Below are 15,581 nucleotides of genomic sequence, written 5' to 3'. Positions count from 1 at the left end.
TCAACACTTTCGCGCTTCACTTTGCTAAAGTATTATGATACACTGTTTATGATTTGTTGAGAAAGAGGGTGTGTACGACATGCAATACCCGATTTGGAAAATTGAAGAGATTCGCCATCAGTTGGCCGTCGTGAGTGGCGATGCCGCGCCTGACATCCTGATTCAAAACGCCACTTACTTACACAGCCACTTGAAAAAATGGGTGGAAGGCAACATCTGGATCGTGAAAGACCGTTTCGTTTATGCGGGAACGGAATTACCTGCCACAACAGAAGGCACGGAGATTGTCGATGCATCGGACTACAAACTCGTACCTGGTTACATCGAAGCACACAGTCATCCGTTCCAACTCTACAACCCAGAAACATTCGCAGACTTCTGTGCGCAATCCGGAACGACCATGTTGATTTCCGACAACTTGCCGCTATTTTTGACAATGGAAAACAAGAAAGCGTTTTCATTTATGGAAAGCTTAAGAAAATTGCCGTTCTCATTCTACTGGTGGGCGCGTTTCGATTCGCAAACCGAACTTGAGCATGAAGAAGAACTCTTTACTACAAAAGCCATATCTGAATGGATGGAACGTCCGGATGTGGTCATGGGGGGAGAACTGACAGGATGGCCGAGACTTTTGAGTGGAGACGACCAGATGCTCTACTGGATGCAGCAAGCGAAAACAAAAGGGATGAAAATCGAAGGACATTTTCCGGGAGCGTCTGAAAAGACATTAACAAAAATGCGTTTATTAGGAGCAGACGGTGATCATGAAGCCATGACGATTGAAGAAGTGGAACGACGCATTCAACATGGATATGCAGTTACACTTCGTCACTCATCTATTCGTCCTGACCTACCGCATCTGCTCAAACAAATCGTTGAAAAAGACTTGAAGATTTTCGACCACTTAATGATGACCACAGACGGCAGTACGCCCGGATTCCACAAAGACGGCGTGATGGATCTGTGCATTCAAATTGCGCTCGATGCTGGTGTCGATCCGGTAGATGCGTATCTATTAGCTACATTTAATCCTGCCAAGTACTATAATGTATCCAATTTGCACGGAGTCATTGCGACCGGAAGACTTGCCTCCATAAACTTCCTTAAAGATGAGATGTCGCCGACTCCTGTCAGTGTTTTATCAAAAGGTCAATGGATCAAGCGAGATGGAAAGCGTCAAATAACGTTTTCAGGAACCGACTTTTCGATGTTCAATGACAATCCATTTGAAGTTGAACTAAAAGACACGGATTTTCAATTCTCGATGCCATTTGGTTTAGAGATGATCAATGACGTGATTATTAAGCCGTATCGTGTAAGCGTCGATACAACAGAAGACTCGCTTGCAAAAACACATGACGAAAGTTTCTTTGTTTTGATCGACCGGAATGGTAAATGGAAAGTGAATACCCTACTTAAAGGCTTCGCTACTTCTTTAGAAGGGTTTGCCTCTTCGTATTCCAACATGGGGGATATCTTGCTCATCGGAAAAGATAAGAGACAAATGCGCAAAGCATATGAAAAAATTAAAGAAATGAATGGCGGCATTGCCATAAGTCAGAACGATGAAATCCTTGCTTCCATTCCGTTGCCAATCGGAGGAGGACTTTCTCCGCTTCCTGTCGAAGAATTGATGCAACAGGAAAAAGAACTTAAAGCACAGTTATCGGAACTTGGCTTTCAACATGGAGATGCCATCTATACATTGTTGTTTTTACAAGCGACCCACTTGCCATATGTGCGCGTGACGCAAAGAGGAATCGTCGATGTATTAAAGAAACAAGTCTTGTTCCCTTCTGTCATGAGGTAGGGGGAAATCAGGAATGAAGTATTGGGGAATACTATTGCTGTGTGTGGTCGTGTTACTTGGGGGCTGTCGAAATAAACAAGAAGCCGAGTCGCTCGAACCGGAAGTAGAACAAGAAGAAGTGGAAATTATCGAAGCGGAAGAGCCTGAACAAATAGAAGAGGACACCGTCGAAGAAGAATTTCCTTTTTTCACACCGTTAAGTGGAGAACCAGCGAAAGAGCAAGTTCTCAATCGACCGGTCGTTGTGACAATTAACAACCATCCGCTTGCACGACCGCAATCTGGTCTAAAAGAAGCGGATATTATCTATGAAATGCTGGCAGAAGGAAGCGTCACACGCCTTCTTGCTGTGTATCAAAGTGAATATCCGGGACGCGTCGGTCCCATCCGTAGTGCACGGGATTATTTTATCCATGTCGCCAAAGGTTTTGATGCATTTTATATCGCACACGGCTATAGCCCGGATGCAAAAAGTATGTTGAACCGTGGAGAGATTGCCCATATGAATGGGATGCAATATGACGGCACCTATTTCCAACGTTCTTCCGCACGAAAAGCACCGCATAACTCATACAGTAGTGGGGGCGATATTGTAAAAGGTGCGGAAAAAGTAGGGACAGCGCTGACACTTGAAGAAGACAATTTGCCAAGCCTCCATTTCTCAGAAGACGTCACTTCGGTGGATGAAACGGAAGAGGCGGGTTCTGTCACCGTCTCGTTTAGTAGTGACCGCCAATTTATTCATCACTATAGTTATGACCATGATACTGGCTTCTATAGCCGTGAAACAGCAGGGCTACGAACCGTTGATGCAGAAACGAGTGAGGAACTCCAACTTGCCAATGTCGTATTTCTAGAAATGCCTCATCGGGTGATTGATTCGGAAGGACGTCTCGCTCTAAATTTGAGTGATGGTGGAAACGCATGGCTATTCCGCGACGGGAAACGCCAATCTGTTGAGTGGATAAATGAAGATGGATTACTTGTCGTCGTCTCTGGAGAAAAGCCGGTTGCTCTAAAACCAGGTCAGACATGGGTTCATTTCATTCCTGCCCACCGCGGTTTGGAAGCGATGGTGACGTATACAAATTAAAGGACGTGAATCCATGCAAGTAGAAAAAATTAAAGGACATCAAACCGATCAGCTCTTCAAAGCGGTTTTGGAACTGAAAAATATTGAAGAATGCTATCGTTTTTTTGACGATTTGTGCACAATCAGCGAGATTCAATCACTCGCTCAGCGTTTTGAGGTAGCCCATTTACTGCGCCTTCAAAAAACGTATGAAACCATCAAAGAACAAACGGGTGCTAGTACAGCAACCATTTCTCGCGTCCGACGTTGTTTTGATTACGGGAATGACACGTATGATGAAATGCTTGGGCGTTTATATCCAGATGAAGAATCATTCAAACCAACGACGAAAGGTCGTCGCTCATAAAACAGGTTTCCCTTTAGGGGGACCTGTTTTTTTGGTATACTGACTCTATGAAAACAACAGCGTCGGCGAAATGAAATCGACCCCCGTGGGTCGATTTCAATGTGTCTGACGGAAGAAGGTGCTTGGATGTTAACAACCTATACCGAATGGAAACACGTTTTTAAAGTGGATCCAGCGAAACCAATAGATGATGATACGCTTGAAGCGATTTGTGAATCAGGAACGGATGCCATCCTTGTAGGAGGTTCCGACGGCATAGAACTCGATGATGTTCTTGAACTGCTTATGCGAATCCGCCGATATGCCCTACCTGTTTGCCTCGAACTCTCAAGCCTCGATATGATTACACCGGGATTTGATTTTTATTTCATTCCCACCGTTTTAAACAGTCCCCACACGAAATGGGTCAAGGATCTACACCATGCGGCTCTTGTCGAGCATGGCGATTTTATGAATTGGGACGAAGTCTTTGCCGAAGGGTATTGCGTCCTGAATCCGGATGCAAAAGTAGCTCATCTGACAGAAGCCGAGACGACCATTGATCAAGAAGCCGTTGTTGCTTACGCACGCATGGCTGAACATCTATTTCGGCTCCCTATCTTTTATTTAGAATACAGCGGAACCTATGGAAATCCGGAAGTGGTCAAAGCTTCGAAAGCCGTGCTTCAATCAACCCGCTTATTTTATGGTGGAGGCATTGAATCAAACGAACAAGCAAGCGAGATGGCGGCACATGCCGATACCATTGTCGTTGGAAATATTATTTATACGGATTTAAAAAAAGCATTACAAACGGTGAAGGCAGTAAAAGCCTAACCAGAAGGAGGCACCATGGAAAGTATCACCCACCAATTGATTGACGGAATGAATCCGCAGCAAAAAGAAGCGGTGCAACAAACCGAAGGACCCCTGCTGATTATGGCAGGTGCAGGTTCCGGAAAAACGCGTGTACTGACGCACCGAATTGCCTATTTGATTGTAGAAAAACAAGTGTACCCTTCAAAAATACTCGCTATTACATTTACGAATAAAGCAGCGCGAGAAATGCGTGACCGAATTGACCGCTTACTTGGTGACGGTTTCGGGGATCAAATGTGGGTCTCGACGTTCCACTCGATGTGTGTACGCATCTTGCGTCGCTATGCAGACCTACTCGGTTATTCGAAAAACTTTACAATACTAGATGGTACCGATCAATTGAGTGTCATCAAAGCCATCCTAAAACAAGAAAATATTGACCCGAAACAATATGAACCTCGCGCACTTCTATCCATCATCAGTAGTGCGAAGAACCAATTGAAGTCTGCGAGTGACTTTATTGCGGAATCAAATCCGATGAACCCGTACGAAAAAGTCGCAGGACGCGTCTATACAGCGTACGAAAAGCGTCTTCGCAAAAATCAGTCCATGGATTTTGATGATTTGATCATGCGCACCATTGAGTTATTCCGGAAAGAACCCGAAGTGCTCGATTTCTATCAAAACAAATTTCATTACATCCACGTGGATGAATATCAAGATACCAATAAAGCGCAGTATGAGCTTGTGGAGATGCTCGCGGCAAAGTTTAAGAATATTTGTGTCGTTGGGGATTCCGATCAGTCCATCTATCGCTGGCGCGGTGCGGATATCGGGAACATCTTATCGTTTGAAAAAGATTACCCGAACGCAAAAGTGATTATGCTCGAACAGAACTACCGCTCGACACAACGTATCTTGCAAGCGGCCAATGAAATTATCGGCAACAATAAGAGTCGCTACCCAAAAGTGTTGCGGACCGAGAACCAGGAAGGCGAAAAAGTTCAATTATACCGCGCGTATAGTGAACAGGACGAGGCCCAGTTCGTAGTCGGCAAGATTCAACAACTGATTCAAGACGAAGGCCGGAAGTATCATGACTTTGCCATTCTGTACCGGACAAATGCCCAGTCACGGGGTATGGAGGAGACACTCGTCAAATCCAATATGCCGTATGTCATTGTTGGTGGAACAAAGTTCTATGACCGGAAGGAAATCAAAGATTTACTTGCGTACTTACGACTGATAGCAAACAATGATGATGATATTTCGCTTGCACGCATCATCAATGAACCAAAGCGAAACATTGGGGCAACTTCTTTTGACCGTCTGGCATCGTATGCAATCATGCACGACATTACTGTATTTGAAGCGCTCCGAGATGTGACGCTCATTCCGGGGATTTCTCCTCGCGCGATCAAATCTGTCAATGAGTTCTATCAACTGATTCGCAACTTGACGGAGATGCAAGATTATCTGGCAGTCAGTGAAATTGTCGAAGAAGTCATTGAACGTTCAGGATATCGTGCGATGCTGCGCCGGGAAAATACGATTGAATCGGAAAGTCGTCTAGAGAATATTGAAGAGTTTTTAACTGTGACGAAAGCCTTTGAGAAACGCAGCGATGACAAATCGCTTGTGGCGTTCTTGACAGACCTTGCGTTGATTTCCGATATTGATGCACTTGATGAACAAGACAAGTCTCAAGGGACGGTCACGTTGATGACTTTACATGCAGCGAAAGGTCTTGAGTTCCCAGTAGTCTTCTTGATCGGGATGGAGGAGAATATCTTTCCACACAGCCGTTCAGTTGGCGATGATGATGAGATGGAAGAAGAACGTCGTCTCGCTTACGTAGGCCTGACACGAGCAGAGGAAAAGCTCTATCTGAGTTGTGCCCAAAGTCGAATGATCTTCGGCCGGACGAGTATGAATCAACCGTCTCGTTTTATCGGTGAAATATCTGCGGATGTGATTGAACCTGTTGGAGGGGAACGTGCGTCTCACGTTCATCCGTCTGCTGCAGGCAATCGTTACATGAAACCGCGTAAAACAGCTCCAAGCCATCCCGTCTATACGGAATCGGGCGGAGACAAGCTCGAATGGCGTGTGGGCGATAAAGCGTCTCATAAAAAATGGGGAGTGGGAACCGTCGTGAGTGTCCGCGGTGAAGGAGAAAACCGGGAACTCGACATCGCCTTCCCACAGCCTACTGGTATCAAACGACTCTTAGCGAAATTTGCTCCAATTGAAAAACAGTAGGAGGTCTATCGGATGAATGAAGTGGAAACACGCATGAAAGAATTGCATGAAATGCTCCATGAGTATGGCCATGCCTATTATGTACTTGATGAACCAATCGTTTCCGATGCGGTGTATGACCAGTACTTGCGGGAACTCTTGGAACTGGAAGAACAAAATCCTTCCCTGATTCTTCCAGATTCTCCTACCCAACGTGTAGGGGGGCAACCGCTAGAAGGCTTCACCAAAGTTCGTCACCGTACGCCAATGCTCTCTCTTTCGAATGTCTTCTCAAAAGAAGACTTGCTGGAGTTTGACCGTCGTATTCGTGATTTACTGGATACCCCGCACCGCTATGTATGTGAGCTGAAGATTGATGGTCTTGCCATCAGTTTGTTATATGAAGATGGGAAACTTGTTCGAGGAGCAACACGTGGAGACGGCACAATTGGGGAGGACATTACTGCTAACGTGCGGACCATTCGTGCTGTCCCACTTCGCTTGAAAGAAAGTGCCACGTTTGAAGTGCGTGGAGAAGCCTACATGCCGAAATCATCATTCGCTAAGTTGAACGAACAGCGGGCGAAAGACGAGTTCGAGCTATTCGCGAATCCTCGTAATGCGGCAGCAGGTAGCTTACGTCAGCTTGATCCAAAAATTGCAGCGAGTCGGAATCTTTCCTTGTTCATTTATGGACTAGGGGACCCTGAAGCCCTTGGCATTGAGTCTCATTCAGAAGCGCTGGAGTATTTACGTACGCAAGGGTTTTTATTAAATAACGAAACACGTGTCTGCGAAACCATTGAAGAGGTTGCAGCGTTCATTGAAGAATGGACAGAAAAACGAAACGAACTTCCATATGAAATTGACGGCATTGTCATTAAAGTCGACCATTATGAACAGCAACAAGAGCTCGGCTTCACAGCGAAAAGCCCTCGCTTTGCCACAGCCTATAAGTTTCCGGCTGAAGAAGTGGTTACGACGTTGCTCGACATCGAATGGACAGTGGGACGCACAGGCGTGGTTACACCAACGGCAATTTTAGATGCTGTTCAAGTGGCAGGGACGACCGTGCGCCGTGCATCTCTCCACAACGTTGATTTGATCCAACAAAAAGATGTGCGCATCGGCGACCATGTGATCATTCGAAAAGCGGGAGATATTATTCCCGAAGTGGTCGCAGTGGTTGAAAAGGAACGACCTGAAGGCACAGAACCATACGTGATGCCAACGAATTGCCCTGTTTGTGAGAGTGAACTCGTCCGGATTGAAGAAGAAGTAGCGCTTCGCTGCGTTAATCCGTCGTGTCCAGCTCAGATTACTGAAGGCATCAAGCACTTCGCATCTCGCAATGCTATGAATATTGATGGTCTGGGAGAAAAGGTCGTCGAACAACTTTTTCAAAACAAGTTGATCAAAGACGTAGCGGACCTTTATACACTTGAAGTCGAACAACTTATTCAACTCGACCGTATGGGGCAGAAATCTGCAGAGAATCTAGTAAAGGCCATTGAAGCTACGAAAGAAAATTCGATGGAAAAATTACTCTTCGGGCTAGGCGTACGCCATATCGGTGAGAAAGCCGCTCGCCTACTCTCTCAAGAATTCGGTTCGTTTGATGCTTTACAACAAGCCACACGTGAAGAAATGACGGCAGTTTATGAAATTGGTGACAAGATGGCGGACTCGCTCGTCAGTTATTTGGAACTTCCAGAAACGAAAGAGTTACTCGAACGGTTAAAGCAAGCAGGCGTCACGATGAGTTATACCGGTGAACGAATTGATAAAGAAGCCGTAGCGGATAGTCCGTTCTTTGGAAAAACGGTCGTCCTGACAGGGAAACTGGAACAATTATCCCGTAACGAAGCCAAGGAGAAACTACTTGCCCAAGGCGCAAAAGTCTCAGGAAGTGTTAGTAAAAAAACAGACCTCGTTATTGCTGGGGAAGATGCAGGGTCGAAACTCGACAAAGCCAATGAGCTCGGCATCGAGGTATGGTCAGAGCAACAAATGATGGATGCTCTGGCAGAGTAGAGAGGAAGAAAGCGTATGAAAAGAAAAGGATGGCTTGCTCTAGCAGCACTCCTCGTCTTAACAGGATGTACCCCAAATCAAACACAAGAAGAAGTCGTACAAGACCCGGCAGAATCAGAAGCACGCACGGTCGTATTGCCATCTGTTCGACTGGATGAAACGTATTATTCAACGATTCTCCCTTATGCAGAGAGCAAGAGCCGCGGGCTGGTCGTTTCCAATATGGCAACGAAATATGATGTCGTCGAAGTGGAAAAGGGGCTTATGCGGTTATCACAAAATGAGTTTCCTACTGATCAGTACTACTTCCAAGAAGGTCAGTATCTAGACAGGTCGACGATTAGTTCATGGCTCGCTCGCAGCAATCAAACGGAAGCTGGACTGAATCCGGACGATCAAGGACTGACGGGGCGAGAAAAAGCCACGCAAGCACCTGTTTACCTTACACATATTGTGGAACAGAATTACTTGGTACGAGAAGGGAATACGATGAAGCTCGGCGGGGTGTCGATCGGTCTTGCCCTGAACTCGATCTATTACTATACTGAAGTCGATTATGGACCTGTATTTGAACAGCCCCTATCGGATGACCAAATTACAGAGAACGGTCGTCGTATCGCAAATGAAATCGTGACACGTATGCGTGCAATGCCAGGACTTGCTGAAGTTCCGATTACAGTAGGGTTATTTAAGCAAAACAGTCGCAATGCGATTGTACCAGGTACGTATTTTAGTTACGGTGTTGCAGATAATGGAGGAACGGTTTCCAACTGGGCACCGATCAATGAGCAGTATGTCACGTTCCCAACATCCAATGCAGTGGAGCAGTACCGGGACATGGATACGGCTTTCCGAAACTTTAAATATAATGTGGAGACGTATTTCCCGAATTACACTAGCGTCATCGGAACCGGTTTTTATCGAGACAGTGTCTTGCAAAAACTGACAATTACTATTCCCATTCAATTTTTTGGTGAAGCGGAAATTATAGGATTTACACAATATGTCGCAGGTTTACTCAATACTAGTTTTGTTGCGGATTTGCCTGTGGAAGTGAACATCACCTCAATTGAAGGCGAACAAGCGCTCATCAAACGAGAAGCAAATGAAGAAACGCCGTTTGTTCATATCTACGAATGACGATACTCTGTTCAAGTAAAGCAATAAATGCTATGATGGACTGTATGATTTAAATCTATGGAGGTGTCTTCTGTGGCAACCATTACTAAAGAAGAAGTACGTCACGTCGCGCATTTAGCGCGTCTTGCAATTACGGAAGAAGAAGTGGAACATTTTACAGAGCAACTGGCGAAAATTGTACAGTTTGCTGATAAGTTAAACGAACTGGATACAACGGACGTGGAACCGACAACGCATGTTCTTCCACTCGTAAACGTGTTGCGTGAAGACAAGTCTGTAGCAGGTCTTGACCGCGACATCATGATGAAGAACGTGAAAGAACAAGAAGCAGGACAAGTGAAAGTTCCTGCAATTATGGAATAGAGAGGCGGCCCACGATGAGCTATTTTTCACACTCAGCAAAACAATTGCAAGAAAAAATCGCATCAAAGGACGTATCGATTCGTCAACTCGCGGAAGAAGCCTATGCGCGCATTGAAGCAGTAGATGGCGACGTCCAAGCGTTCCTTGCATTGAATAAAGAACAAGCACTGAAACAAGCAGAAGAACTGGAATCCGTTCCTGCAGAAGACCGTGGCCCATTATTCGGACTTCCGATCGGTGTCAAAGACAACATTGTTACAGAAGGCCTTGAAACCACGTGTTCAAGTAAGATTCTTCAAGGGTTCAACCCTATTTATGATGCAACCGTTGTACGCAAACTGAAAGAAGCCGGAATGATTACCATCGGTAAAATCAATATGGATGAATTTGCGATGGGTTCTTCGACTGAAAACTCGGCGTATCAGAAAACACGCAACCCGTGGAACCTTGACCACGTACCAGGTGGGTCTTCAGGTGGGTCAGCTGCGGCAGTTGCTGCTGGAGAAGTACCATTCACACTTGGATCAGATACAGGTGGTTCGATTCGTCAACCAGCGGCATTCTGTGGAGTTGTTGGAATGAAGCCTACATATGGCCGCGTATCACGTTTTGGACTCGTCGCGTTTGCCTCGTCCCTTGATCAAATTGGTCCAATCACGCGTAACGTTGAAGATAACGCAAAGTTACTCGAAGTCATTTCCGGAGTAGATCCAATGGATTCAACGTCCGCAAACGTAGAGGTTCCAAAGTTCTCAGAAGCGATTGGCAAACCAATCAAAGGGTTGAAAATTGGTGTGCCAAAAGAATATATGGGAGACGGCGTAAGTCCGGAAGTCCGGGAGTCGGTTCTTGCGGCTCTTAAAGTGCTAGAAGGACAAGGCGCAGTATGGGAAGAAGTATCTCTTCCACACTCTGAATATGCTCTTGCGACCTATTATCTGCTGTCTTCATCAGAAGCATCGTCAAACCTAGCACGCTTCGACGGAATCCGTTACGGCTACCGTGCAGAAGAGGCAACGAACTTATTAGAACTTTACAAAATGACACGTGCCCAAGGCTTTGGTGACGAGGTGAAACGCCGAATCATGTTAGGGACGTATTCATTAAGTGCCGGTTCGTATGATGCGTATTATTTAAAAGCACAAAAAGTGCGTACTCTCATTAAACAAGACTTTGAAAAAGTATTTGAAGAGTATGATGTGATTGTAGGGCCAACGACACCAACCCCAGCATTTAAAGTCGGTGAAATAGTCGATGATCCATTAACGATGTATGCTAACGATATTTTAACGATTCCTGTAAACCTTGCAGGAGTACCAGGAATTTCTGTACCTTGTGGATTCTCCAATGGTTTACCACTCGGTCTGCAAATTATCGGAAAACATTTTGATGAATCAACGATTTATCAAGTGGCGTCTGCTTATGAATCCGCGACAGACTTCCACAAACAAACCCCAGCTCTTTGGGAGGTAAACGCATAATGAACTTTGAAACCATCATTGGACTTGAAGTCCACGTAGAATTGAAAACTGAATCAAAAATGTTCTCTCCGTCTCCTGCACACTTTGGGGCGGAACCAAATACAAACACGCACGTAATTGACCTAGGCTATCCAGGTGTTCTTCCGGTCGTCAACAAAACAGCTGTCGAGTGGGGCATGCGTGCAGCGATGGCATTAAATATGGACATCGCACCGGTCACGAAGTTTGACCGTAAAAACTATTTCTATCCGGATAACCCAAAAGCGTATCAGATTTCTCAATTTGATAAGCCGATCGGCGAAAACGGTTGGATTGAAATTGAAGTAGACGGCAAAACGAAGCGTATCGGGATTACCCGTCTTCACTTAGAAGAAGATGCGGGGAAACTTTCTCACACTGATAAAGGCTATTCACTTGTCGACTTCAACCGTCAAGGAACGCCGCTTGTGGAAATCGTTTCAGAGCCAGACATTCGCACACCAGAAGAGGCATATGCCTATTTAGAAAAATTGAAAGCAATCATCCAGTTTACAGGCGTTTCAGACTGTAAGATGGAAGAAGGATCTCTTCGCTGTGATGCGAACATTTCCTTGCGTCCATATGGGCAAGAAAAATTCGGTACCAAAGCGGAACTGAAAAACTTGAACTCCTTTAGCTACGTGAAAAAAGGGTTGGAGCATGAGCAAATTCGTCAGGCGGAAGTCCTCAAGTCAGGCGGAGAAATTCTTCAAGAGACGCGTCGTTATGATGAGTCTACTGGAAAGACCCTCTTGATGCGTGTCAAAGAAGGGGCAGACGATTACCGTTACTTCCCAGAGCCGGATCTTGTCCAGATCGTTATCAATGAAGAGTGGATGAACCGTGTTCGTGAAGAACTTCCGGAACTTCCAGATGCGCGTCAAGCACGTTATGTAAACGAACTTGGATTGACCGAGTACGACGCACGCGTGATGACGTTGACAAAAGAAATGTCCGATTTCTTCGAAGAGACGATTGCTCTTGGGGCAGACACGAAACTGTCAACGAACTGGTTGATGGGAGACTTGTCTGCGTACTTGAACGCAGAACAAAAAGAGTTGCATGATACGAAATTGACGCCTGAAGGACTTGCAGGTATGGTGAAGTTGATTGAAGACGGCACCATCAGTTCCAAGATTGCAAAGAAAGTCTTTAAAGAACTTGTCGAAAATGGTGGCACGGCGGAAGAGGTCGTGAAAGCGAAAGGGCTTGTTCAGATTTCGGATGAAGGCGCTCTTCGTGATATCGTTACGCAGACGCTGGATGCTAATCCTCAATCAATTGAAGACTTTAAGAATGGGAAAGACCGTGCAATTGGGTTCCTTGTCGGTCAAATCATGAAAGCAACGAAAGGCCAAGCAAATCCGCCAATGGTCAATAAGTTACTTCTTGAAGAAATACAACAACGGTAATTGATGTGGCTCGTCCTTGTTTGGACGAGCCTTATTTTGGGAATTCATGGTATGCTATTGGATATAAGGGAGGCAAATAACTTATGAAAACAGAACAGCAATATTTTGAAGAAGGTCAAACACTAGCGGACTACATGGACGCCATGTCGACGAAAAAAGAAGGGTCTTTCCACATCTACGAATCGTTTCACGTGCCAGCAGATGATGAGTTTTTAACTCGTTTAAAAGACGCGAATCTTCACATCCTTGCTATTACGGAAGATTGGTGCGGGGATGCCATGATGAACAATGCCATTCTGCGCCGCATTGCGGAAGCAACAGATACGGAAGTACATGTATCCTTACGAGATGCCGACACGGATCTCATTGACCGCTATTTAACGAACGGCGGACGTTCGATTCCGAAGTATTTGTTGATGAATGAAGCTGGCGAAGTCATCGAGACGTGGGGACCACGTGCGGACATGGTGCAGACCTATGTTATGGACGCGAAAGCAAAGCTACCTGCGCAAGATGCGCCGGAGTTTGAGGAAGAGCAGAAAAAAGTTTTCCAAGACGTATCGGCTCAGTTTGAGTCCAATGCAGATTTCCATATGGCCACCTATAGTAGTATTCGTGAAAAATGGATGCACGTTCTGTAACGAATCGGGAACATCTGCCAGACATAGACTGTCTTAATGTATAGAGTTTGTGTAGAAAGAAGGTTCACGCGATGAGACGTGCACGTATTATATATAATCCGACATCCGGAAGAGAATTATTTAAACGTCACTTGCCGGAAGTATTAGAAGCAATGGAACTCGCAGGTTATGAAACGTCTTGTCACGCAACGACAGGAGCAGGAGACGCGGCAGCCGCTGCCAAAAAAGCGGTGGAAAATGACTTTGACTTAATCGTCGCTGCTGGTGGCGACGGAACGTTGAATGAAGTCGTCGCAGGAGTCAGTGTTTATGAAAACCGTCCGAAACTGGGCCTTATTCCAATGGGTACCACCAATGATTTCGCGCGGGCGCTTCATATTCCACGCGATATTTCGAAGGCCGTTGATATCATTACGTCAGGCGATTCTATTCCCGTCGATGTCGGCAAGGTCAACGATACATTCTTTATCAATATCGCTGGGGGCGGACGCATTACGGAACTGACATACGAGGTCCCAAGCCGTTTAAAAACAGTCCTTGGCCAGTTGGCCTATTATTTAAAGGGAATTGAAATGTTGCCGTCCATCAAAGCTTCTCAGCTCCATATCGAATTTGACGGCGAAGTGTTTGACGAGGAAGCCATGATGTTCTTAATTGGTCTCACGAATTCGGTCGGCGGCTTTGAGAAACTGGCGCCGGATGCGAGCATCAACGATGGAAAGTTTACATTGTTGATTTTGAAGAAGGTCAATATTGCCGAGTTCATTCGCTTAGCGACACTAGCAATACGAGGGGAACACTTATCGGATCCACATGTTATTTATCGGAAAGCGTCGAAAATCACAGTGACGTCTGAAGAGTCAGTCCTGCTGAATCTCGACGGGGAATACGGTGGCACATTGCCAGCAGTATTTGAGAACTTGCATCGCCACGTAGAGATCATGGCCCCGGTTCATTTGTTGCCGGAGCAGGATAAGGTTGGTTTGGTGAATGAAGATTTAATGAGTTAAAAAACACCTCCTGTTAGGAAGGATGCGATGCATTCGTTCCTGGCGGGAGGTGTTTTCATTTGGTGAGGTGATAATTATTGGTTTGTGGTAGATGGGGGATAATCGCACCAGCCAGAGCGGAATGCCCCAGACGTTTCATTATTCGCACTAGCGGCGGCGATATTTGCACCAGTTGCCTCGAAACTCGCACCAGCTGCCTTTCTACACCAGCTGCTGACTCTCAAACTCCGCCAACACCTGACGCACTTCCGCCGTGGACTTCGTGTTCATCAAGCGATTGCGCAGTTCCCCAGCACCGCGGAACCCCTTCACATAAATTTTGAAGAAACGATGAAGGCCCGAGATGGAGCGAGGGACTTGCTCGGCGTACTGATCTTGCAACTCTAACTGATAGTGAAGCAATTCCAGATACTCTTCCGGTGTGTGCTCACGAGGCTCTTTTTCAAATGCAAAGGGATTTTTAAAGATACCACGACCAATCATGACACCGTCAATGCCGTATTTCTCTGCAAGCTCGAGACCCTTTGTCCGGTCCGGAATATCACCATTGATGGTGAGCATCGTTTGAGGCGCAATCTCGTCGCGCAGTGCTTTGATTTCCGGAATGAGTTCCCAGTGGGCATCGACTTGACTCATTTCTTTGCGTGTGCGCAAGTGGATTGAGAGGTTCGCAATGTCTTGTTTCAAAATGTGCGCAAGCCACTCTTTCCATTCCTCGATCTCTGTATACCCAAGACGGGTTTTGACGCTGACAGGTAGACCGCCAGTTTTCGCTGCTTCAATCAATTCTGCTGACACGTCCGGTCGCAAAATCAAGCCGCTACCTTTGCCGCGAGAAGCGACATTCGGTACGGGACATCCCATATTGATATCAATGCCTTTGAAGCCCATTTCCGCCATGCCAATGCTCATTTGGCGGAAGTATTCGGGATTGTCTCCCCAAATGTGTGCGACCATCGGCTGCTCGTCTTCTGTGAAGGTCAATCGACCGCGGACACTTTGTATACCGTCGGGATGACAGTAACTATCTGAGTTCGTAAATTCCGTAAAGAAGACATCGGGCCGGCCAGCCTTTGCGACCACGTGCCGGAAGACAACGTCTGTCACATCTTCCATCGGTGCGAGAACAAAGAAGGGACGAGGGAGCTCTTGCCAAAAATTTTCTTTCATGTTACATCAAATCCTCCTACAAAA

13 protein-coding genes are annotated in these 15,581 nt (G+C 46.0%); 12 read left to right on the top strand and 1 reads right to left on the bottom strand.

The genetic code is table 11. The annotated features are described in order from the left end of the window. The first annotated feature begins 79 nt into the window (after positions 1 to 79). The 12 genes from ACFO0S_RS11950 to ACFO0S_RS11895 all read left to right on the top strand — a co-directional run bounded on the left by ACFO0S_RS11950 (position 80) and on the right by ACFO0S_RS11895 (position 14,387). Positions 80 to 1,810, top strand: a complete 1,731-nt coding sequence (locus ACFO0S_RS11950; RefSeq protein ID WP_378142324.1) for an adenine deaminase C-terminal domain-containing protein — start codon at positions 80 to 82, stop codon at positions 1,808 to 1,810. Positions 1,811 to 1,823: 13 nt separating this feature from the next. Beyond that, positions 1,824 to 2,903: a DUF3048 domain-containing protein gene (locus ACFO0S_RS11945; RefSeq protein ID WP_378142323.1), complete on the top strand. Its 1,080-nt coding sequence runs from the start codon at positions 1,824 to 1,826 to the stop codon at positions 2,901 to 2,903. A 13-nt stretch (positions 2,904 to 2,916) separates the two neighbouring features. Further along, a complete protein-coding gene (locus ACFO0S_RS11940) occupies positions 2,917 to 3,249 on the top strand; it encodes a YerC/YecD family TrpR-related protein (protein WP_378142322.1) in 333 nt (110 codons plus the stop codon). A gap of 126 nt (positions 3,250 to 3,375) precedes the next feature. Continuing rightward, positions 3,376 to 4,065, top strand: a complete 690-nt coding sequence (gene pcrB / locus ACFO0S_RS11935; protein WP_378142321.1) for a heptaprenylglyceryl phosphate synthase — start codon at positions 3,376 to 3,378, stop codon at positions 4,063 to 4,065. Between the two features lie 15 nt (positions 4,066 to 4,080). Then, positions 4,081 to 6,309 carry a DNA helicase PcrA gene (gene pcrA / locus ACFO0S_RS11930; RefSeq protein ID WP_378142320.1) on the top strand — a complete coding sequence of 743 codons (2,229 nt, stop codon included), beginning with the start codon at positions 4,081 to 4,083 and terminating at the stop codon, positions 6,307 to 6,309. A 12-nt stretch (positions 6,310 to 6,321) separates the two neighbouring features. After that, on the top strand, positions 6,322 to 8,322 hold the full coding sequence (gene ligA, locus ACFO0S_RS11925; protein ID WP_378142319.1) for an NAD-dependent DNA ligase LigA: 2,001 nt from the start codon (positions 6,322 to 6,324) through the stop codon (positions 8,320 to 8,322). A gap of 15 nt (positions 8,323 to 8,337) precedes the next feature. After that, complete coding sequence (locus ACFO0S_RS11920) at positions 8,338 to 9,462, top strand: CamS family sex pheromone protein (RefSeq protein ID WP_378142318.1); 1,125 nt, start codon at positions 8,338 to 8,340, stop codon at positions 9,460 to 9,462. Between the two features lie 72 nt (positions 9,463 to 9,534). Beyond that, a complete protein-coding gene (gatC, locus tag ACFO0S_RS11915) occupies positions 9,535 to 9,825 on the top strand; it encodes an Asp-tRNA(Asn)/Glu-tRNA(Gln) amidotransferase subunit GatC (RefSeq protein WP_378142317.1) in 291 nt (96 codons plus the stop codon). Positions 9,826 to 9,839: 14 nt separating this feature from the next. Next, complete coding sequence (gatA, locus tag ACFO0S_RS11910; RefSeq protein ID WP_378142316.1) at positions 9,840 to 11,306, top strand: Asp-tRNA(Asn)/Glu-tRNA(Gln) amidotransferase subunit GatA; 1,467 nt, start codon at positions 9,840 to 9,842, stop codon at positions 11,304 to 11,306. After that, positions 11,306 to 12,736: an Asp-tRNA(Asn)/Glu-tRNA(Gln) amidotransferase subunit GatB gene (gatB, locus tag ACFO0S_RS11905; RefSeq protein WP_378142315.1), complete on the top strand. Its 1,431-nt coding sequence runs from the start codon at positions 11,306 to 11,308 to the stop codon at positions 12,734 to 12,736. Before gatA ends, gatB begins: the two co-directional genes overlap by 1 nt. 83 nt (positions 12,737 to 12,819) lie before the next feature. Beyond that, positions 12,820 to 13,377 carry a thioredoxin family protein gene (locus tag ACFO0S_RS11900; RefSeq protein WP_378142314.1) on the top strand — a complete coding sequence of 186 codons (558 nt, stop codon included), beginning with the start codon at positions 12,820 to 12,822 and terminating at the stop codon, positions 13,375 to 13,377. A 71-nt stretch (positions 13,378 to 13,448) separates the two neighbouring features. Continuing rightward, positions 13,449 to 14,387: a diacylglycerol kinase gene (locus ACFO0S_RS11895; protein WP_378142313.1), complete on the top strand. Its 939-nt coding sequence runs from the start codon at positions 13,449 to 13,451 to the stop codon at positions 14,385 to 14,387. Positions 14,388 to 14,588: 201 nt separating this feature from the next. On the opposite strand, the gene ACFO0S_RS11890 is transcribed toward ACFO0S_RS11895, so the two are convergent. Then, entirely contained in the window at positions 14,589 to 15,557 is a 969-nt protein-coding gene (locus ACFO0S_RS11890) for a tRNA dihydrouridine synthase (protein ID WP_378142312.1), read from the bottom strand. Positions 15,558 to 15,581: the final 24 nt, after the last annotated feature.

Origin of the sequence: Chryseomicrobium palamuruense, assembly GCF_042649045.1 — a bacterium.
Lineage (GTDB): Bacteria > Bacillota > Bacilli > Bacillales_A > Planococcaceae > Chryseomicrobium > Chryseomicrobium palamuruense.
This window is presented reverse-complemented; position numbering and strand designations above follow the sequence as displayed.